The sequence below is a fragment of the Photobacterium sp. GB-56 genome (assembly GCF_003026105.1).
In the GTDB taxonomy this organism is placed as follows: domain Bacteria; phylum Pseudomonadota; class Gammaproteobacteria; order Enterobacterales; family Vibrionaceae; genus Photobacterium.
This window is the reverse complement of the sequence record NZ_PYNW01000009.1, coordinates 77,280-96,470: the sequence shown is the minus strand read 5'-3', so window position 1 is coordinate 96,470 and position 19,191 is coordinate 77,280. Positions and strand designations below refer to the sequence as shown.

17 protein-coding genes are annotated in these 19,191 nt (G+C 41.1%); 12 read left to right on the top strand and 5 right to left on the bottom strand.

Annotated features, from left to right (window positions below; genetic code table 11):
- Positions 1 to 44: 44 nt before the first annotated feature.
- Positions 45 to 1,079, bottom strand: coding sequence for an NADP(H)-dependent aldo-keto reductase (locus C9J42_RS13570; protein WP_107207257.1), 1,035 nt, complete (start codon positions 1,077 to 1,079; stop codon positions 45 to 47).
- A gap of 164 nt (positions 1,080 to 1,243) precedes the next feature.
- Between C9J42_RS13570 and C9J42_RS13565 the strand changes: the two genes are divergently transcribed.
- The gene (locus C9J42_RS13565; RefSeq protein WP_107287480.1) at positions 1,244 to 1,546 is read left to right on the top strand and encodes a DUF6482 family protein; all 303 of its coding nucleotides are present in this window, start codon (positions 1,244 to 1,246) and stop codon (positions 1,544 to 1,546) included.
- Positions 1,547 to 1,572: 26 nt separating this feature from the next.
- Here the strand turns inward: C9J42_RS13565 and mutH are convergent, their stop codons facing one another.
- Positions 1,573 to 2,253: a DNA mismatch repair endonuclease MutH gene (gene mutH / locus C9J42_RS13560; protein ID WP_107207259.1), complete on the bottom strand. Its 681-nt coding sequence runs from the start codon at positions 2,251 to 2,253 to the stop codon at positions 1,573 to 1,575.
- Between the two features lie 622 nt (positions 2,254 to 2,875).
- On the opposite strand from mutH, the gene rppH reads away from it, so the two are divergent.
- From rppH to C9J42_RS13540, 4 genes are all read left to right on the top strand, one after another.
- Positions 2,876 to 3,394: an RNA pyrophosphohydrolase gene (gene rppH / locus C9J42_RS13555; protein ID WP_005369648.1), complete on the top strand. Its 519-nt coding sequence runs from the start codon at positions 2,876 to 2,878 to the stop codon at positions 3,392 to 3,394.
- Positions 3,395 to 3,453: 59 nt separating this feature from the next.
- Positions 3,454 to 5,700 carry a phosphoenolpyruvate--protein phosphotransferase gene (gene ptsP, locus C9J42_RS13550; RefSeq protein ID WP_107207260.1) on the top strand — a complete coding sequence of 749 codons (2,247 nt, stop codon included), beginning with the start codon at positions 3,454 to 3,456 and terminating at the stop codon, positions 5,698 to 5,700.
- A gap of 27 nt (positions 5,701 to 5,727) precedes the next feature.
- Complete coding sequence (locus C9J42_RS13545; protein WP_107207261.1) at positions 5,728 to 6,531, top strand: sulfite exporter TauE/SafE family protein; 804 nt, start codon at positions 5,728 to 5,730, stop codon at positions 6,529 to 6,531.
- A gap of 89 nt (positions 6,532 to 6,620) precedes the next feature.
- A complete protein-coding gene (locus C9J42_RS13540) occupies positions 6,621 to 7,472 on the top strand; it encodes a thymidylate synthase (RefSeq protein WP_107260515.1) in 852 nt (283 codons plus the stop codon).
- Positions 7,473 to 7,571: 99 nt separating this feature from the next.
- Here C9J42_RS13540 and C9J42_RS13535 read toward each other — a convergent pair whose 3' ends face one another.
- Positions 7,572 to 8,714 (bottom strand): Na/Pi symporter, encoded by a 1,143-nt coding sequence (locus C9J42_RS13535; RefSeq protein WP_107207263.1) that lies wholly within the window; start codon positions 8,712 to 8,714, stop codon positions 7,572 to 7,574.
- A 520-nt stretch (positions 8,715 to 9,234) separates the two neighbouring features.
- On the opposite strand from C9J42_RS13535, the gene nhaA reads away from it, so the two are divergent.
- The 3 genes from nhaA (at position 9,235) to nhaR (ending at position 11,654) form a co-directional block, all read left to right on the top strand.
- Positions 9,235 to 10,404: a Na+/H+ antiporter NhaA gene (nhaA, locus tag C9J42_RS13530; RefSeq protein ID WP_107207264.1), complete on the top strand. Its 1,170-nt coding sequence runs from the start codon at positions 9,235 to 9,237 to the stop codon at positions 10,402 to 10,404.
- Between the two features lies 1 nt (position 10,405).
- Positions 10,406 to 10,660, top strand: coding sequence for a hypothetical protein (locus tag C9J42_RS13525; protein WP_107207265.1), 255 nt, complete (start codon positions 10,406 to 10,408; stop codon positions 10,658 to 10,660).
- Between the two features lie 106 nt (positions 10,661 to 10,766).
- On the top strand, positions 10,767 to 11,654 hold the full coding sequence (gene nhaR / locus C9J42_RS13520) for a transcriptional activator NhaR (RefSeq protein WP_107207266.1): 888 nt from the start codon (positions 10,767 to 10,769) through the stop codon (positions 11,652 to 11,654).
- A 74-nt stretch (positions 11,655 to 11,728) separates the two neighbouring features.
- Here the strand turns inward: nhaR and C9J42_RS13515 are convergent, their stop codons facing one another.
- Together C9J42_RS13515 and rpsT are read right to left on the bottom strand one after the other, a co-directional pair.
- Positions 11,729 to 12,355, bottom strand: coding sequence for a DUF502 domain-containing protein (locus tag C9J42_RS13515; RefSeq protein WP_107207267.1), 627 nt, complete (start codon positions 12,353 to 12,355; stop codon positions 11,729 to 11,731).
- Positions 12,356 to 12,495: 140 nt separating this feature from the next.
- Positions 12,496 to 12,756: a 30S ribosomal protein S20 gene (gene rpsT, locus C9J42_RS13510; RefSeq protein WP_087845855.1), complete on the bottom strand. Its 261-nt coding sequence runs from the start codon at positions 12,754 to 12,756 to the stop codon at positions 12,496 to 12,498.
- Between the two features lie 208 nt (positions 12,757 to 12,964).
- Here rpsT and murJ point away from each other — a divergent pair, with 208 nt between their 5' ends.
- The 4 genes from murJ (at position 12,965) to lspA (ending at position 19,009) form a co-directional block, all read left to right on the top strand.
- A complete protein-coding gene (gene murJ / locus C9J42_RS13505) occupies positions 12,965 to 14,524 on the top strand; it encodes a murein biosynthesis integral membrane protein MurJ (protein WP_107207268.1) in 1,560 nt (519 codons plus the stop codon).
- 155 nt (positions 14,525 to 14,679) lie between these two features.
- Positions 14,680 to 15,642 (top strand): bifunctional riboflavin kinase/FAD synthetase, encoded by a 963-nt coding sequence (gene ribF, locus C9J42_RS13500; protein ID WP_105059524.1) that lies wholly within the window; start codon positions 14,680 to 14,682, stop codon positions 15,640 to 15,642.
- 5 nt (positions 15,643 to 15,647) lie between these two features.
- Positions 15,648 to 18,488 carry an isoleucine--tRNA ligase gene (ileS, locus tag C9J42_RS13495; protein ID WP_107207269.1) on the top strand — a complete coding sequence of 947 codons (2,841 nt, stop codon included), beginning with the start codon at positions 15,648 to 15,650 and terminating at the stop codon, positions 18,486 to 18,488.
- Entirely contained in the window at positions 18,488 to 19,009 is a 522-nt protein-coding gene (gene lspA / locus C9J42_RS13490; RefSeq protein WP_107207270.1) for a signal peptidase II, read from the top strand. The genes ileS and lspA overlap by 1 nt, the downstream gene beginning before the upstream one ends.
- The last annotated feature ends 182 nt before the right edge of the window (positions 19,010 to 19,191 follow it).

The following is a 19,191-nucleotide window of genomic DNA, read 5'->3' as shown; positions in this document are numbered from 1 at the left end:
AAGTATTTTTACTTGCTGGCCAACCGTTACGTAATACTCAAACACTAAGGGCAAGGGTTTGAGTATTGAATACCAACTCGCTCTAAATCTGTCATAACTTCTTCAGAAAGCATGAGATCAATACTGTTTATATTGTTTTCTAACTGCTCTAGTGTAGTGGCACCGATGATATTTGCCGCAACAAAAGGACGTTGGTTAACAAACGCGAGTGCCATTTGGACGGGATCAAGTCCGTGCTTATTAGCGACATCAATATAAGCTTGTGTGGCTTGAATTCCTTGCTGATTAAAATAGCGTGAAAAGCGAGGAAACTCAGTGCATCGCGCCCCTTTAGGCTTGGCATTATTTAAATATTTACCGCTTAATGCGCCAAAAGCTAACGGGGAATAGGCGAGTAGCTCTACACCTTCATGATGGCTAATTTCAGAAAGTCCTACTTCAAAACTACGGTTAAGTAAATTGTAGGGATTTTGAATGGATACGATTCTTGGTAAATTGTGTTTTTCTGCGAGCTGCAGATAAGACATGACTCCCCAAGGGGTTTCATTGGAGACGCCGATATATCTGATTTTTCCTGCTGTGACTAACTCACTTAATGCCTCTAGTGTTTCAATTAACGTAACACCACAATGATCTTCTTCATAATGGTAGTTTAACTTACCAAAACAATTGGTTTGCCGTTGAGGCCAGTGCAGCTGGTAGAGATCGATATAATCGGTTTTTAAGCGTATTAAACTATCATTCACCGCATCATGAATATGACGTCGATTAAGCGACATATTGTCACGAATATAAGGCACATTACGGGGGCCTGCCACTTTTGTTGCAATCACAACTCTATCTCGTAATTGTGTTTTTTCTAGCCAATTACCAATATAACTTTCTGTTAAACCTTGGGTATTAGCATTCGGCGGGACGGGATACATTTCCGCAGTATCAATGAAGTTGACGCCATGCTCAAAGGCGAAATCTAATTGGCTATGGGCTTCATCCTGATTATTTTGTTCACCAAAGGTCATGGTACCGAGGCAGATCTTACTGATCTCTAAACTAGAATGCGGGATCGTATGGTATTTCATTCGCTGTCCTTGCCATTAATGTCTTTTATTTGACTATAGCTTGAAGCGTTTGGACTGAGAAGTGCATTAAATATGAAATGAATATTATATTACGAACTTGATAGGAGGAGAAAACTGACACATAGTTAATGTTAGATCTTTTATTTTTTTAGTGTAGATAAACAATGAAGCTATCTCAATTAAAGCCGTGGCTTAAAGCATCACCGAATAAGATCCCACATTGTGTATTAACCTGTTATGCGGGATATTCTGATTATCTGATGGAAATTGAATATAAGCATCAGTTACAGCCACTTAAAGATGAGCAAGATAACTTACTGCATTTTAAGACGATTGAGCAGGCGCAGGTATTATTGAAATCTATTGGGATCAGTAATATGACGTTACGTTTAACTGATCCCTATGATGAATTCTTACCGGAAGGGCTCACGACTGCTTGTGAAGAAGATATGGTGTTGCATTTTTAGTCCCGCGGTTTAACGCAGCACATAGCTTAAATAAAGTATCGAGCTAAAATTTCTGCCGTGAAGTGTGTTTTTAAATAAAAACCACGAGGTAAGGTTTTGATAGGCTGTCCATTTGCGCCGTAAGCTTCTGTGAGTACTTTGCTATTTGCCGCTTTGGGTCGTAATTGCAGTACCTCGCCATGGCGTGCTGTGATGTGTTCGACTTGGCCGAGTACGATCATATCCATTAACTCTTCCCAGTCTTGTTTTAACTGCGCATCTTCGTCTATCGATGGACTCCATATTAACGGTGATCCAACATGGCGTTCTGCTAAGGGAATATCACGTTCACCTTCGACAGGGATCCATAATACCCGTGAGAGCTTATGACGAATATGACTGGTTTCCCATCGTAATCCTTGTACTCCAATTAAAGGGGCGACACAGACAAATGTGGTTTCTAATGGTTTGCCATTATAGCCAATAGGGATCGTTTTAAGTTCAATCCCAAGATCGATAAAGTCAGGAACGGGCTTACTTCCCGCTGTTGCACCTAAATGCCACTCCAACAGCTGCCCAACCCATCCTTTATCTCTTTTTAGATCTGCAGGTGGAATAATGCCAGCAAGATCGGCTAGTTCTCCAAGCGTTAACCCTGCTAGTTGTTGGGCTCGATAGAGGAGTTCGTGTTCAGTGAGAGGGGGGGATGGTTGCTCAGGCTTTGGCATAGTGCTACGCGATGATCATGATCTAAAATAAGAAGAGTCAAGATCATAACATAGCTTTTTCCTGTTTGAATGGATAAATCTAGAGAAAAGGATCATTTTAAAAGATATCCACAGATTATTTTTATTAAATATTTATTTTGATGCTAACTGTTTAAATAGACAGGCTTGAGTTGGTGTTTTATTCATCTTGATTATCTTGTGTTCGATCATTTTTATTGTATGGTGTGGATAAAGTCAGAATTGATTGATCTTTAACCGATCGTTTTTTTGAGATGTGAATATTCTATTTTTTAAAATTTATTATGTATCTTTATTGATTTTAATATTTTGATTTTTATGTGTTTTTCGTTTTATCTTTTGACGTTTCATTGCTATTTATCAAATGATAATTACATATAAAACCGAGGTTTTTTTATCTTCTGCACAAATCTATCCACAGAAAGAGTGAATAAATGTGGGGAATGTCTCATTTAGATGTTTATAACCTCTAGTAGAGAGAGGAGTTATCCCTAATTTGAGGTTTAGTTAGGAAAATATCACGATCTGATCGAATCTTTGTTTACCGATCACGTCTACTATGAAAAAATCACTATTAATAGATATTTATACTTGAGGTCGTCCAGTGATTGATGGCGATGGATACCGCCCTAATGTAGGGATCGTTATCTGCAATAGCCATGGCCAGGTATTTTGGGCTCGACGATATGGACAACATTCTTGGCAGTTTCCGCAAGGTGGTATTGATGATGGTGAAACACCAGAGCAAGCCATGTTCCGTGAATTGTACGAAGAAGTAGGATTAACCAAAAAAGATGTCAGGATAATTGCGTCAAGCCGTCATTGGCTACGTTATAAATTACCTAAACGTTTAGTGCGGTGGGATTCGAAACCTGTTTGTATCGGGCAGAAACAGAAATGGTTTTTGTTGAGCTTGGAGTGCGATGAGTCCAAGGTCAATATGCAGCGAGGTGCTACTCCTGAATTTGATGGGTGGCGATGGGTAAGTTATTGGTATCCAGTCCGACAGGTCGTTTCGTTTAAGCGTGATGTTTACCGTCGCGCACTGAAAGAATTTGCACCTGTAGCCATGCCTTTTAAAGAATGGAAAGAGCGAAAATTCAAGCGTAATAATAAAAAGTAAATAAGGTAATACAGTAATATAGAGGTTATTGGCAATATAGAAGGATAATAAGGCTCGTTATGCTGACACAGCTTAGAGATATAGTTGACAAGGTTGTCAGCGCCCAGACCTTGATTGAAGCGCTAGATCAATTAGTGATGAGCACTTGTCAGGTCATGAAAACAGACTGTTGTTCGGTCTATATTGCTAATCATGAGCGTCAGCTTTATACATTGATGGCAACGCAAGGGCTGCATAAATCGCAGCGGCGTGTAAGTTTACGCTTTAATCAAGGTCTAGTTGGCCTTGTAGGGCGTAGTGCTGAGCTTGTTAATGTTGCTGATGCTCGTGTACACCCCCATTTCAAACATCTCCCGGGGATCGGAGAAGAATCCTTTCGATCTTTTTTTGGGACTCCTATCATTCATCAGCGCCAAGTTCTTGGTGTTCTTGTTATACAGCAACGAGAAAAGCGGGAATTTAATGAAAGTGAAGAATCTTTCTTAGTTACCCTTGCCGCTCAATTATCAGGTATTTTGGCTCACGCGAAAGCACAAGGAATGTGGTTTGAGCAAGGGAATAAATTACACCTTACTGGATCTGCGGCTTCTGCTGGTGTTGCTGTTGCTAAAGCATGGTGGGACGATACCCAACCGCTATTAGAGCATGTTGCTCCCACGTCTTGCCTTGATGTGAATTTTGAGCAAGAACGTTTAGCTATTGCGATAGAAGCGGCCAGTACAGAGTTTCGACGTTTACGCAAACGTTTTGATAGTGAACTGCAAAAAGAAACCCTCGCCATTTTTGATTTATTCAGTCATTTACTCAATGATCCTATGCTGCGCAAAGATCTGAAAGCCCGGGTTGCTTGTGGTGATCAGGCTGAATGGGCAGTGCGTCAAGTGGTCGAATCTTATTCCGCTCGTTTTGCGAATATGAAAGATCAATACCTTAAAGAGCGTGCACAAGATATTCGCGAGTTAGGCCAGCGCTTATTGTTCTTTTTACGTGATGAAGAAGTCGATGAGTTGCAGTGGGATGAACCTGTGGTGCTATTAACTCGAGAGTTAACTGCAGCAATGCTTGCAACAGTCCCTTTAGGAAAGTTAGCTGCGGTTGTTGCTCAAGAAGGTGCCGCTAACTCACATGCTGCTATTTTGTCTAGAGCACTCGGTATCCCTGCTATTATGGGGGTCGACTTTGTTCCTCATATGGTACATAACAATTTAGTTATTGTTGATGGTTATCGTGGTGACTTTCTTGTTAACCCTAATCGTCATGTATTAATTGAGTATCGTCGTTTATTGCGGGAAGAGCATGAACTAGCCAAAACCGTTGAAGGTGATCAGGATAAAGAAGCCTATACCAAAGATAATCAACGGATCATGGTGCACTTAAATGCGGGTTTAAGTGCCGATACCAGTATTGCGATTAATAAAGGGGTCGACGGGGTCGGCTTATATCGCACTGAAGTGCCTTTTTTACTGCAACGTAGCTTCCCTTCAGAAGATGAACAAATTAACCAATATCGTTCTATTTTGCAGACCTATCCCGAGCAAACCGTTGTGATGCGAACGCTCGATATTGGAGGCGATAAGCCGTTACCGTATTTAACGATAGAAGAAGACAATCCTTTTTTGGGTTGGCGTGGGATCCGTTTTACCTTAGATCATCCCGAAATTTTTTTAATTCAAGTCAGAGCGATGTTACGTGCCAGTATTGGCTTGAATAATATGGACATCTTGCTCCCTATGATCTCAGGGATAGCTGAGCTTGATGAAGCCAAAATATTAATTGAGCGCGCCTATCAGGAAGTGTCAGCTCAATATGATGGTGAATTAAGAAAACCTCGCTTAGGTATCATGATTGAAGTACCGTCAATGCTTTATCAGCTCCATGCGTTAGCCGATAAAGTTGATTTTATTTCAGTGGGTAGTAATGATTTAACTCAATATTTGCTTGCCGTGGATCGTAATAACTCTCGGGTCGCCAGTGTTTATGATGCGCTTCATCCTGCTGTTTTAAATGCGTTAAAACATATTATCGATAGTGCAGAGCGGTACCAAATTCCAGTTTGCGTTTGTGGTGAATTAGCAGGAGATCCGATAGGTGCAATTTTATTAGTCGGAATGGGGTATCGATCATTGAGTATGAATACCCGTAATGTAGCCAAAATAAAATATATATTACGTCATGTGTCAGCACTTGATATGACGCAATTGGCGGATGATGTTCTCGCGGTACATTTATCTTGTGAAGTAAGAGAGAGAACAACGTTATTTGTCGAGCAGCATGGTTTAGGTGGGTTTATCCGCGCGGGTAAGTAGAACACTTTTTTATATTGGTTACGTATTATGTATGAAACAACACTTTGGCTATTTAGCATGTGTTTGCTATTGGGATCTGTCGTCGGATTATTGGCTGGTTTATTAGGCATTGGCGGAGGCTTATTGGTTGTACCTGCTCTAGTTTGGTTATTACCGAAAGCCGGCATTGCATCGCATCTTGTGATGCATATTGCGTTAGCGACCTCACTTGCCAGTATTGTTATGACGTCAATGGCCTCAGCCCGTAATCACTTTAAGCTTGGAAATATTGATTTTTCAGTGGTGAAAATATTAGCGCCAGGGATCATTGTTGGTGGATTGGGAGGGAGTGTTGTTGCTGAGATCATCCCTTCACATTACTTACCTAAAATTTTTGCTGTCATCGTATTATGCTTAGCAATTCAGATGTTGCTCTCAATGAAAGTGATAAACAAGAAGCCTCTGCCAAACTCACTCGCATGTATAGCAAGTGGTGGCATCATTGGTTTGATCTCAAGTCTTGCTGGCATTGGTGGAGGATCATTAACAGTACCGTATTTAAGTTATTATGGTATTGAGATGCGACGTGCCATCGGTACCTCTTCGCTCGTTGGTTTCTTAATTGCTGTTTCTGGAATGATTGGCTTTATTTACGCAGGTGTTGGCAGTGAAGCGTTACCAGCGTTTAGTGCAGGTTATGTATATCTACCAGCTTTATTCGGTATTGCTGCAACATCGATGATCGCAACTCGTTACGGCGCGGCGTTAGTGAGTCGACTACCGACCCCGACACTGAAAAAGCTATTTGCGGTGTTATTGTTATTGATCAGTATAAAAATGTTTTTAAGTTAACAGTAAGGCCAACAGGCTTCTGATAGAATAACGATTACTAATTTTCGCGCCTAGCTTTTGCTGGGCGTATTCAATTTACGAGTAGGACTATGAAACAATATTTAGCCTTATGCCAACGCATTGTTGATGACGGTGTATGGATTGAAAATGAACGTACAGGTAAGCGTTGTTTAACGGTTATCAATGCTGATCTGACTTATGATGTTGCTAATAATCAGTTTCCGTTGATCACTACTCGTAAAAGTTTCTGGAAAGCAGCAATTGCAGAGCTTCTCGGCTACTTACGTGGCTATGATAATGCCGCGCAATTTCGTGCGATTGGTTGTAACACTTGGAATGCTAATGCCAATGATAACCAAGCATGGCTGAACAATCCTTATCGTAAAGGTGAAGATGACATGGGGCGTGTTTATGGTGTTCAAGGTCGTCGTTGGCAAAAATCAGACGGTACGCCAATTGATCAATTAAAGATGATTGTCGATGATTTAACCAAAGGTATTGATAATCGCGGTGAAATATTAACGTTTTATAACCCAGGTGAGTTTGATATGGGGTGTCTGCGTCCTTGTATGCATACACATACATTTTCACTACTGGGTGATACGTTATATTTAACGAGCTATCAACGCTCATGTGATGTACCGCTAGGGTTAAACTTCAACCAAGTACAAGTGTTTACCTTGCTAGCGTTAATGGCGCAAATAACAGGTAATAAAGCGGGTCAGGCTTACCATAAAATTATCAACGCACATATCTACGAAGATCAACTAGAGCTTATGCGTGATGTGCAATTAAAGCGTACTCCATTTTCTTCACCACAACTTAAAATCAACCCGAAGATCAAATCATTAGAAGATTTAGAAACATGGGTAACGCTAGATGATTTTGACGTGGTGGGTTATGAGCATCACGATCCGATTCAATACCCATTCTCTGTTTGAACTCATAAAAACATATATGAAAAAGTAAATATAATCAAAGTGATAAGAAATAAATAAAAAGCCCAGCATAAGCTGGGCTTTTTTGTTGCGCAGTATTAATTAAGCAGTTAATGCTAAAATTGTACCTGGGATAGCAATGAATATTAAGACAAGGTAACCTGCGACAGCTACTTTGTTTTTAGTTGCTAAGTCACTTAAGAAGAATGCGCACTTTAACGGAATTTCACGTAAGAATGGAACACCGTAAATCAGTACTGTTGCCATTACATTGAAACATAAGTGTACCAGTGCAATCTGTAATGCAAATACTGCGTTATCACCTGATACTGCTGTTGCTGCTAATAGCGCAGTAATACATGTACCGATGTTTGCACCAAGTGTGAATGGGTATACATCACGTACTTTTAGTACACCTGTACCTACTAGCGGTACCATCAAACTTGTTGTTGTTGATGACGATTGCACTAAAATCGTTACTGCTGTACCTGACGCAATACCATGCAGTGGGCCTCGACCAATTGCACTTTTTAGAATATCACGAGCACGACCAACCATTAGGCTACGCATTAGCTTACCCATAACCGTAATCGCGAAGAAGATTAATGCGATACCAATGAAGCTAAGCGCGACACCACCCATAGAACCAAATGCTTCTAGAGGACCTTTTACTAGCTCTACTGCAGGTTTAGTTAATGGCTTCATAAAGTCCATTCCCTTCATGCTCATATCGCCAGCATTTAAGAATGGAGACACTAACCAACTAGACATTTTATCTAGCAGACCAAACATCATCTCTAGTGGCAAGAAAATTGCTACAGCTAGTAGGTTGAAGAAATCATGGACGGTTGCACTGGCAAAAGCACGACGGAATTCATCCTTACAACGCGCATGTCCTAAGCTCACTAACGTATTAGTTAGTGTAGTACCAATATTTGCACCCATTACCATTGGGATTGCTGTTTCAACAGGCAAACCACCGGCAACAAGACCAACAATGATTGACGTTACCGTACTTGATGACTGAATTAATGCTGTTGCGATTAAGCCAATCATGAGTCCTGCTACAGGGTGAGAGGCAAATTCGAATAAGGTTTTAGCTTGTTCGCCAACAGACCATTTAAAACCGCTGCTGATCATGGATACAGCAACAAGTAAAAGATAAAGCATGAACGCTAGGTTGGCCCAGCGGACCCAACGCATAGAGCTGAACTTAGATACAGCAGTAGTGGCTTGGGTTGTCATAATCATTTCTCCATGACAATAGTATGTCGTTTTGGTGTCATTTGGTTGAAATCTGTGTGGATAGTAGATGGCTTTTATTTCAGAAATATTACACTGATTGTCACAAACATAATTTGTCGCTTTTTTGTGATGGCAAGCGATTAACTGGCACTATTTTATTTTTGTTTTTATATGATTAACTATCTGTTATATATAGATTATTAAGAGGCTTTTGGTGAAAAAGGAAATTTAAGTTTTTTTTTTATATGGTATATCGAAAGGTTGTCTTTTTTTACGATAAGTCGTAAAAATCGGTCAATTATGACAGTTTGCCTATATTTAATAGGGAAGCACATGACAGGGAAATGCGCGCTAATGTCAAAGGTTCGTTAATACAGCACGGTTATTATATTGTTATAGCTCTAATTATTCGGTATTTCCGAGTTATTGTATCTAAACAAACGATTTCACAAGTGCTGATAATGACGTTTACACTGCATTTAATTGATTAATTCATATTGTTTTATAGGAGTGACGGTCGATGACCGATGCTATTCGTAAGTTTCTTAAATTAGAATCAGCTGGTGGAATTGTGCTGATTATTGCTGCGCTTATTGCGATGATCATTGCTAATTCACCGCTAGCATCAGTGTATACCGATACATTGCACAGTTATGTTGCTGGCTTATCTGTTTCTCATTGGATCAATGATGGTTTAATGGCTGTTTTCTTTTTGCTTATTGGCTTAGAAGTAAAGCGTGAGCTAATTGAAGGAGCACTAAATACTAAAGAGAAAGCGATTTTCCCTGCTATTGCGGCAGTGGGCGGTATGGTTGCACCTGCATTAATTTATGTTGCGTTTAACTATAATGATCCAATGGCTATTAAAGGTTGGGCAATCCCTGCTGCGACAGATATCGCATTTGCATTAGGTGTGATGGCACTACTGGGTAATCGTGTACCGGTAAGCTTGAAAGTATTCTTGCTTGCACTTGCGATTATTGATGATTTAGGTGTGATTATCATTATCGCGCTGTTCTATAGCTCTGATCTATCAACGGTTGCTCTTGCGGTTGCTTTTGTTGCTACTGCGACCTTGTTCATCATGAATGCGAAGAATGTTACTAAGCTTTCTTGGTACTTAATTGTCGGTGCTATTTTGTGGTTCAGTGTATTGCAATCAGGCGTTCACGCTACGTTAGCTGGTGTTATCCTTGGTTTTACTATTCCACTAACGGGCAAAGATGGTCGTTCAGATAAACACTCACCATTGAAGCATTTAGAGCATGTACTACACCCGTATGTTGCTTTCTTGATTCTGCCTATCTTTGCTTTCGCTAATGCAGGGATCTCATTAGATGGCGTGTCTTTAGAAAGTTTGTCAGCAATGTTACCTGCAGGTATCGCAGCAGGTCTGTTTATTGGTAAACCATTAGGTATCTTTACTGCATGTATTATCGCTGTGAAATGTGGTTTTGCGAAATTACCTGATGATATTAACTTTAAGCATATTTTTGCGGTATCGGTACTGTGTGGTATCGGCTTTACGATGTCGATTTTCATCTCATCATTAGCATTTGTTGGGGCAGGTGAAAGTTTTGCAACTTACTCACGATTAGGAATATTGTTAGGCTCAACAGTAGCGGCAGTTGTGGGTTACGTGTTACTGAGTCGCTCTCTTCCAAAGGAAGCACAAAAAGTAGAGGCGTAATATGTATAAATACCTATTAGCTATACTGTTTTCAACTTTCGCAACCTCAAGTGTTGCAGCTATGAACTATCAACAATGTACAACGGCTGATAGAACTGAGGTTTGTCAGGCTTATTTGCAAGGTTTAAATGATGGGAAAGAAGAGGTAAAAAAAGTAATCACCTCTAAATCATCTTTCCAAGATCGAGCACTTGAGCAGCGAAGCGGTGAGCTATATCGCAATCTTGAACGATTTAATCGTCAACCTGCGAGTTAATAGGTTTCTATTACGCGCTTATTAGAAATAATAAGATAAAGATTGAAGACCCCAGTGGCACTGCGTAAGCTTTGTCGTTGGGGTTTTTTTATGGGTTGGTAAGGGTATGTCTCACTTAAACTATAATCACTTATATTATTTTTGGATGGTGTGTAAACAAGGATCTGTGACCAAAGCAGCGGATGCTTTATTTTTGGCACCACAGACAGTTACTGGGCAGATCCGTGCTTTAGAAGATCGTTTAAAAGGGCGATTAACTAAGCGCGTAGGGCGTCAGATTGAGCCAACTGAATTAGGACAAATGGTGTTTAAGTATGCCGATAAAATGTTTGATTTAAGTTATCAAATGCTAGATCGGATCAACTATACCCAGCGAGATAATCAGCTTTTTGAAGTAGGGGTTGCTGATGCGTTGTCTAAACGGTTAGTTAGCCAAGTGTTATTAGAAGGCATGCCTGATGATCAGCGAATTCATTTTAGCTGTTTTGAATCAACCCATGAGATGTTGTTAGAACAATTATCCCAGCATAAGCTCGATATGATCCTTTCTGATTGCCCCGTAGATTCAACCCAAAGCCCTGGTTTATACAGCAAGAAATTAGGGGAGTCTGGAATGAGCTTTTTCTGCTCAGATAAACTATCAGAATCGACGTTTCCCGCATGTATTGAAGATTATAAATTGTTAGTGCCAAGCCGCCGCTCTGCGATGGGGAGAAAACTGCACCAATGGTTTGATCAACAAGGGATCACACCTAATATTTTAGGTGAATTTGATGATTCAGCTCTGATGAAAGCGTTTTCATCTTATCAACAATCTATGTTTATTGCTCCCTCTAATTATGCTGATGAGTTAAAGGAATCGTGCCAAGTGCATGAGGTTAAACGAGTGAGTGATATTTCAGAAGAGTATTATGTGATTTTTGCGGAACGGATGATTATGCATCCATCGGTCACGCGTATCTGTGAGGCGGATTTTAGTCGGTTATTTGTTTAAGTAGCCTCATACCCATTTATGAGGCTACTAAAGTTGCAGGCTGATGGATAGCGCGCTTATGAGGGGCTTATTTATCAGCTATCAGAAAGCGTGTCTGTTTCTTCTTTGGTGTTTTTATCATTTTTTCCTTTGGGTGTAGAGATCCCTGCTGTTAGATTGTAGCGCATCGCTTCTTCGAAGGACCAATCAACAAGTGTCAAGTCTTCACGCTTAACCAAGGTTGTCACTCCAGCAATTTGATAGCTTAGTGGGAATAATACAGGAACCCAATCCCCCTCAGGGAGCGCATTAGCGAGCGGTTCTGGCATGTCGTCAGACATAATAAAGCCGATTACATAACTATCATTGGCTTGATGCACTAAAACCGTCTGCTGCCCTTTATTTTTATTATCGCTGCTGATGAGTGAGGCAATGTCATTGATGCTGCTGTATACCGTTTTAAAGAACGGAAAACGCATTAATTGTCGAATAATGAAATCATACAGCCAAGCAATAGGGCTAACAGAGAAAAGAAGACCAGCAATAAATAATAAAGTCAGGATCAATAAAAATCCTGCGCCTTTGAATAACTCAGTTATATGGAATAAACCAAATAAAAAGTTACCGACTTTGTCTAATGACTCAAATAATGACCAAAATAGCCATATGCTCAAGACTAAAGGTAGGACGTTGAGCAAACCTCGTAACAACGTTTTTTTCATGTTTTGCTCTTAATGAAGATAAGAATGAGAAGACAGTGTGCCACAAAAATAGCAGCTGAGAGTCAGAGGAATATAAATTTCAGGTATAAAAAAACCGACTCGAGGTCGGTTTTTTTAAATCTAAACTCAAAAATTAAAAATTAAAGAGCTTTGATTTTAGCAGCTAGACGAGCTTTATGACGTGCAGCTTTGTTTTTGTGGATCAGGCCTTTAGTAGCCATGCGATCCATAACAGGTTGCATTTCAGCGAAAGCTTGTGTTGCAGCTTCTTTATTACCAGCTTCAATAGCGATAATTACTTTCTTGAAGAAAGTGCGCATCATAGAACGACGGCTAGCGTTGTGCTGGCGACGTTTTTCTGAAGTTAGTGCACGTTTCTTAGCAGATTTGATATTTGCCAAGGGTGTAACTCCCAAATCTTGGTACGGTGACAATTTAAGGCCGAGGACTATGCCTTGGTTCTTTGTAATTGTCAAATGATTTGTGCGAATAACCGCCAGACCAATCAAGTTGGCACTTGCGGATTAACACGGTTAATATGGCGGCAGATTTTACCAGTATTTGGAATCAGAAGTCACCTTTCTGAGTCATCTTTTATGAGGTTTTTTTGTGAGTAAGCGTCTTTTACGCTCTGGAATGATAGTTAGCGCCATGACTTTGGTCTCTCGCGTACTCGGTTTAGTCCGAGATGTGGTGGTTGCTAACCTTATGGGAGCAGGGGCTGCGGCCGATGTTTTTTTCTTTGCAAATAAAATTCCCAACTTTTTACGTCGCCTTTTTGCCGAAGGGGCTTTTTCGCAAGCATTTGTACCTGTATTGACTGAATATCATGCGGCAGGCGATGTTGATCGAACACGAGAGTTGATTGCAAAAGCGGCAGGAACGCTAGGCGGCATTGTAACGATAGTGACATTGTTTGGGGTGTTAGGCTCCGGCGCTGTGACGGCGTTATTCGGATTTGGTTGGTTCTGGGATTGGCTACATGGCGGGGCTGATGCGGAAAAATTTGAACTAGCGAGTTTACTGCTAAAAATTACTTTCCCGTATTTGTGGTTTATTACTTTTGTTGCATTATCTGGCGCGATATTAAATACGTTAGGTAAATTTGCGATATCGTCATTTACCCCTGTTTTTTTAAACATCTCTATTATTGGTTGTGCGTGGTTTGTTTCTCCACATCTGGCTCAACCAGAGATTGGTTTAGCTATCGGTGTTTTCGTTGGTGGCTTAGTGCAGTTTAGCTTCCAATTGCCATTTTTGTATCGCGAAGGATATTTAGTTCGCCCTAAATGGGGTTGGAATGATCCGGGTGTGACAAAAATTCGCAAACTGATGTTGCCAGCGCTGTTTGGTGTTTCTGTTACCCAAATTAACTTATTGCTTGATACCTTCATTGCTAGTTTCTTAATGACGGGCTCAATCAGTTGGTTGTATTACTCTGATCGTTTATTAGAATTTCCTCTGGGTTTATTTGGTATTGCAATAGCGACGGTAATATTACCCGCGCTTTCACGTAAACACGTTGATAAATCGCCAGAACAATTTGCCCAGACAATGGACTGGGGCGTAAGAATGGTGCTACTGCTTGGTATTCCAGCCATGCTGGGGATGGTCACACTGGCTAAACCAATGTTGATGGTAATGTTTATGCGTGGGGAATTTAGCGTTTATGATGTAAACCAAACCGCAGCATCGCTATGGGTTGTATCTGCCGGTTTATTAAATTACATGCTAATAAAAATCTTCGCGCCGGGTTATTACGCACGACAAGATACAAAAACACCGGTGAAAATTGGCATTATTGCGATGGTGAGCAATATGGTGTTTAACGGTATATTTGCACCATTTTATGGTTATGTTGGTTTATCTATCGCTAGTGTATTATCGGCATTTTTAAATGCTGCATTACTATATCGTGGGCTGCATGTTGGCAATATTTATCGCATTAGCCGTCAAACGTTATTTTTTGTTCTGCGACTTGCTGTGGCTGGTGTTTTAATGGTGGCAAGCTTGTTATGGTTAAGCCCTACAATTGAACAGTGGTTGGGTTTTCATTTGCTCGAACGTGTCGGCTGGTTGTTTGGTTTAATTGCAATAGGCATTGGTGTTTATCTAATAATTGCGATGATTTTAGGCATTCGCCCACGACATCTGCGTACAGATAGCTGATTGAAAGCGTTGAGTAGTATATAATCCGCCAGCTTTATTGTAGAAAGAGAACATTTTTCGCAGCAATAGCGGCGGAGTTATTAGCTTAAAGGCGGATTTTAATTGGTTGCATCTTTTTGCGTGTAAACATTGATGAGTGGTAAGTAACAGAGCACATGGAATTAATTCGAGGTATACATAATATTCAACCCCAGCATCATGGCTGTGTGTTGACTATCGGCAACTTTGATGGTGTTCATTTAGGGCATCAAGCATTGCTACGTCAAGTGGTAGCTAAAGCCCATGCGATGCAACTTTCCGCAACGGTAATGACATTTGAGCCTCAGCCGTTAGAATTGTTTGCAGGAGATAAAGCGCCAGCACGCTTAACCCGTTTTAGAGATAAATATTTACAGCTAAAAAAGGTCGGTATCGATCGTTTATTGTGCGTAAATTTTAATCATCATTTTGCTACCATGAGTGCTGAAGATTTCGTTGAGTGCTTGTTGGTTAAGCAATTGGGTGTTAAGTTTCTTGTTATTGGCGATGATTTTCGCTTTGGACAAGGTCGTAGTGGCAGTTTTGATATGTTAGTTGCCGCTGGTCTAAAACATGGCTTTGAGGTGGTAAGTACCCAAAGCTTTTGTGTTTCGGAGCAGCGTGTAAGCAGCACAGCCATTCGTCAAGCACTGGCAAATAACGAACTTGAACAAGCGGAGATGATGCTTGGTCGGCCTTACAGTATTCGCGGACGTGTCTCACACGGACGCAAGCTCGGTCGAACTATTAATTTCCCTACCGCCAATATACCTTTAAAGCGACGTGTAGCGCCGGTAGCTGGTGTTTATGCTGTTGAAGTGTATGGTGCAGATAGTCGCCCTGTGATGGGGGTGGCTAATGTTGGTCATCGACCAACCGTAAAAGGTGTACGCCAACAACTTGAAGTACACTTATTTGATTTTAATGCTGATCTCTACGGACATCAGCTAGAAGTCGTGTTACGCCATAAATTGCGTGACGAAAAGAAATTTGAATCCTTCGATGCGCTTAAACGCCAAATCGAGCGAGATGCTCAAACAGCACGGGTGTGGCTGTCTGAGCGTAATAATGTCCAACTTCGCCCAAGTAACGGAATCTAGAATCAATGAGCGACTATAAAGATACCCTGAACCTGCCTGAAACAGGGTTTCCGATGCGAGGCAACCTAGCTCAGCGTGAGCCTGCAATGCTTAAGCGTTGGTATGATGAAGATCTTTACGGTGAAATCCGTAAAGCAAAGAAAGGTAAAAAATCTTTCGTATTACACGATGGCCCTCCATACGCTAACGGTGATATTCACATTGGTCACGCACTAAACAAGATTCTTAAAGACATTATTATTAAGTCAAAGACTCTGTCTGGTTTTGACTCACCGTATATTCCTGGTTGGGACTGTCACGGTCTACCTATCGAATTGATGGTAGAGAAAAAAGTGGGTAAGCCGGGTCAAAAAGTGACAGCAGCTGAATTCCGTGAAAAGTGTCGTGAATATGCTGCAGGTCAAGTTAATGGTCAAAAAGAAAGTTTCATTCGTTTAGGTGTACTAGGTGAATGGGACAAGCCTTACCGCACAATGGACTTCGATACCGAAGCCAACATTATTCGTGCATTAGGTAAAATTGCAGATAACGATCACTTGTTGAAGGGTTTTAAACCTGTTCACTGGTGTACTGACTGTGGTTCAGCACTGGCTGAAGCTGAAGTTGAATACCAAGATAAAGTATCGCTATCTATCGATGTGAAATTTAAAGCGGTAGATGAAGCGGCTGTATTAGCTAAATTTGGTTGTGTGGCTGATCAAGGTCAAGGCGATGTATCGATTGTTATTTGGACAACAACGCCTTGGACAATGCCTGCTAACCGCGCAGTAGCTGTAAGTGCTGATCTTGAGTACGCATTAGTACAAACACCAGTTACAGAAGCACATCCTCAGCCGCAACGTTTAATCGTAGCGGCAGAGCTTGTAAAAGATGTAATGGGTCGTGTTGGTTTTGAAGAATCAGAAATCCTGGGTTTCTGTAAAGGTGAAGAGCTTGAGCTACTTCGCTTTAACCACCCATTCTACAGCTTTGATGTGCCAGTAATTTTAGGTGATCACGTAACGACTGAATCAGGTACAGGTTGTGTACATACCGCTCCTGGTCACGGTCAAGAAGACTTCGTGGTAGGTCAAAAATACAATCTTGAAATTGCAAACCCTGTGGGCAGTAATGGTGTTTACCTACCAGATACTGAGATCTTTGCTGGTCAACACGTATTTAAAGCAAATGAAGCTGTTGTTGAAGTACTACGTGAGCACGGCTCACTATTGAATTTCTCAAAAATCACACACAGCTACCCACACTGCTGGCGTCATAAAACGCCAATTATCTTCCGTGCTACGCCGCAATGGTTCATTTCTATGGACAAAGCAGGTCTACGTACGAAAGCATTGGGCGAAATCAAAAATGTTCAATGGATGCCTGAGTGGGGTCAAAGCCGTATTGAAGGTATGATCGAAGGTCGTCCTGAGTGGTGTATCTCGCGCCAGCGTACGTGGGGCGTGCCAATTGCACTATTCATCCATAAAGAGACGCAAGAACTTCACCCTCAAACCTCTGAGCTAATTGAAAAAGTAGCACAGCTTGTTGAGCAAAAAGGCATTCAAGCTTGGTGGGATCTAGAACTGACTGATGTAATGAGCGCAGAAGATGCCGCAAATTACGAAAAAGTACTCGATACACTAGATGTATGGTTTGACTCAGGTGTTACGCATTTCTCAGTGGTTGATAGCCGTCCAGAATTTAACGGTCATTCAGCGGATCTTTACCTTGAAGGTTCAGACCAACACCGCGGTTGGTTCCAGTCTTCATTGATTTCATCGGTAGCGATGAAAGATAAAGCACCGTACAAGCAAGTGTTAACTCACGGCTTCGTGGTTGATGGTCAAGGCCGTAAGATGTCTAAATCTATCGGTAATGTCGTTGCACCAAAAGATGTCACGAATAAGCTTGGTGCTGATATTTTACGTCTATGGGTTGCTTCGACTGATTACACTGGCGAAGTAGCTGTATCTGATGAGATCTTAAAGCGCTCTGCCGATGCTTACCGTCGTATTCGTAACACGGCACGTTTCTTCTTAGCTAATTTAAGCGGTTTCAACCCTGAAACTGACTGTGTTCCAGCTGAAGAAATGGTAGCTCTTGATCGTTGGGCTGTTGGCCGTGCAATGGCAGCTCAAGAAGAAATTATCAAAGATTACGAAGATTACAACCTACACGCAGTAACACAACGCTTAATGCAGTTCTGTTCTATTGAGATGGGTTCATTCTACTTAGATGTAATCAAAGATCGTCAATACACAGCAAAACGTGGAAGCCATGCTCAACGTAGCTGTCAGACTGCGCTTTACTACATTGTAGAGGCATTAGTTCGTTGGATGGCACCTATCATGTCATTCACAGCAGATGAAATTTGGAACGAAATGCCAGGTCAGCGTGACAAGTTCGTGTTTACTGGTGAGTGGTTCGATGGTCTATTTGGTCTTGCTGATAACGAAGAGCTAAGCAATGAATTCTGGGCTGAAATCCAACAAGTTCGTGGCGCGGTGAACAAGTTACTTGAAACGGCGCGCAGTGAAAAAGTGATTGGTGGCTCACTACAGGCTGAGGTTATTCTTTCTGCTAATGCTAAATTGGCTGAGAAGCTGAATAAGTTAGAAGACGAACTACGTTTTGTTCTATTAACATCTAAAGCTCAAGTTGTTGTTGCTGATAGTAAGCCTGAAAATGCGCAAGAAACCGATATTGAAGGTTTATTCGTAACGGTTAAAGCATCTGAAGCTGCGAAGTGTGAGCGTTGTTGGCACCATGTTGCTGATGTTGGCACAATTGCAGGTCATGAAGAAATTTGTGGTCGCTGTGCAACTAACATCGATGGCGAAGGCGAAAAGAGAAAGTTTGCATAATGACAAGTACAGCACTGAAGCAATCGCTAACAGTTAAACAATCTGGCATCCGTTGGCTATGGTTAGCGGTTCTGGTATTTATCATCGATAATGGTACCAAACTGTTAGTGATGGACACGATGGGCTATGGCTGGCCAAACCGGATCGAAGTACTGCCGTTTTTTAATTTACTTTATGTGCACAATACCGGTGCAGCGTTTAGTTTTTTAAGTGACGCAAGTGGTTGGCAGCGTTGGTTATTTGCAGCTATTGCCTTTGGTGTTTGTGGCTTATTAATGTACTGGATGCGTCGTACACCTGCGACAAATAAAATCGCTAATATTGCTTATGCATTAATTATTGGTGGCGCATTAGGTAACTTATTTGATCGTATCTATCATGGTTTTGTGGTTGATTTTCTAGACCTTTACTATGGTAGCTACCATTGGCCTGCATTTAATATTGCTGATAGTGCAATATGTGTCGGTGCGGCTTTGTTGATACTTGATGGTTTTAAATCAGACAAGCAAGCTAAGTCGTAATTAGTTACCTTTAACTGGTATTAATAACACGTCAATATTAAACGCAGTTCATTTTATGAGCTGCGTTTTTTTATCTGTGCATATTGACGTCTTATTCTTGATTTAACAAATCAAGTGGTACAAATGTAAAACCTTAGTGCCTGTCCGTTGATACGCACGATGGTTTATTGTTAAATGGGAAC

Coding starts and splice junctions, on each gene's coding strand:
- C9J42_RS13515 (WP_107207267.1), bottom strand. CDS start 12,355: ATGAAAAAAACGTTGTTACGAGGTTTGCTCAACGTCCTACCTTTAGTC.
- C9J42_RS13570 (WP_107207257.1), bottom strand. CDS start 1,079: ATGAAATACCATACGATCCCGCATTCTAGTTTAGAGATCAGTAAGATC.
- C9J42_RS13540 (WP_107260515.1), top strand. CDS start 6,621: ATGAAACAATATTTAGCCTTATGCCAACGCATTGTTGATGACGGTGTA.
- C9J42_RS13535 (WP_107207263.1), bottom strand. CDS start 8,714: ATGACAACCCAAGCCACTACTGCTGTATCTAAGTTCAGCTCTATGCGT.
- C9J42_RS13545 (WP_107207261.1), top strand. CDS start 5,728: ATGTATGAAACAACACTTTGGCTATTTAGCATGTGTTTGCTATTGGGA.
- C9J42_RS13525 (WP_107207265.1), top strand. CDS start 10,406: ATGTATAAATACCTATTAGCTATACTGTTTTCAACTTTCGCAACCTCA.
- lspA (WP_107207270.1), top strand. CDS start 18,488: ATGACAAGTACAGCACTGAAGCAATCGCTAACAGTTAAACAATCTGGC.
- ribF (WP_105059524.1), top strand. CDS start 14,680: ATGGAATTAATTCGAGGTATACATAATATTCAACCCCAGCATCATGGC.
- mutH (WP_107207259.1), bottom strand. CDS start 2,253: ATGCCAAAGCCTGAGCAACCATCCCCCCCTCTCACTGAACACGAACTC.
- nhaA (WP_107207264.1), top strand. CDS start 9,235: ATGACCGATGCTATTCGTAAGTTTCTTAAATTAGAATCAGCTGGTGGA.
- ileS (WP_107207269.1), top strand. CDS start 15,648: ATGAGCGACTATAAAGATACCCTGAACCTGCCTGAAACAGGGTTTCCG.
- C9J42_RS13565 (WP_107287480.1), top strand. CDS start 1,244: ATGAAGCTATCTCAATTAAAGCCGTGGCTTAAAGCATCACCGAATAAG.
- nhaR (WP_107207266.1), top strand. CDS start 10,767: ATGTCTCACTTAAACTATAATCACTTATATTATTTTTGGATGGTGTGT.
- ptsP (WP_107207260.1), top strand. CDS start 3,454: ATGCTGACACAGCTTAGAGATATAGTTGACAAGGTTGTCAGCGCCCAG.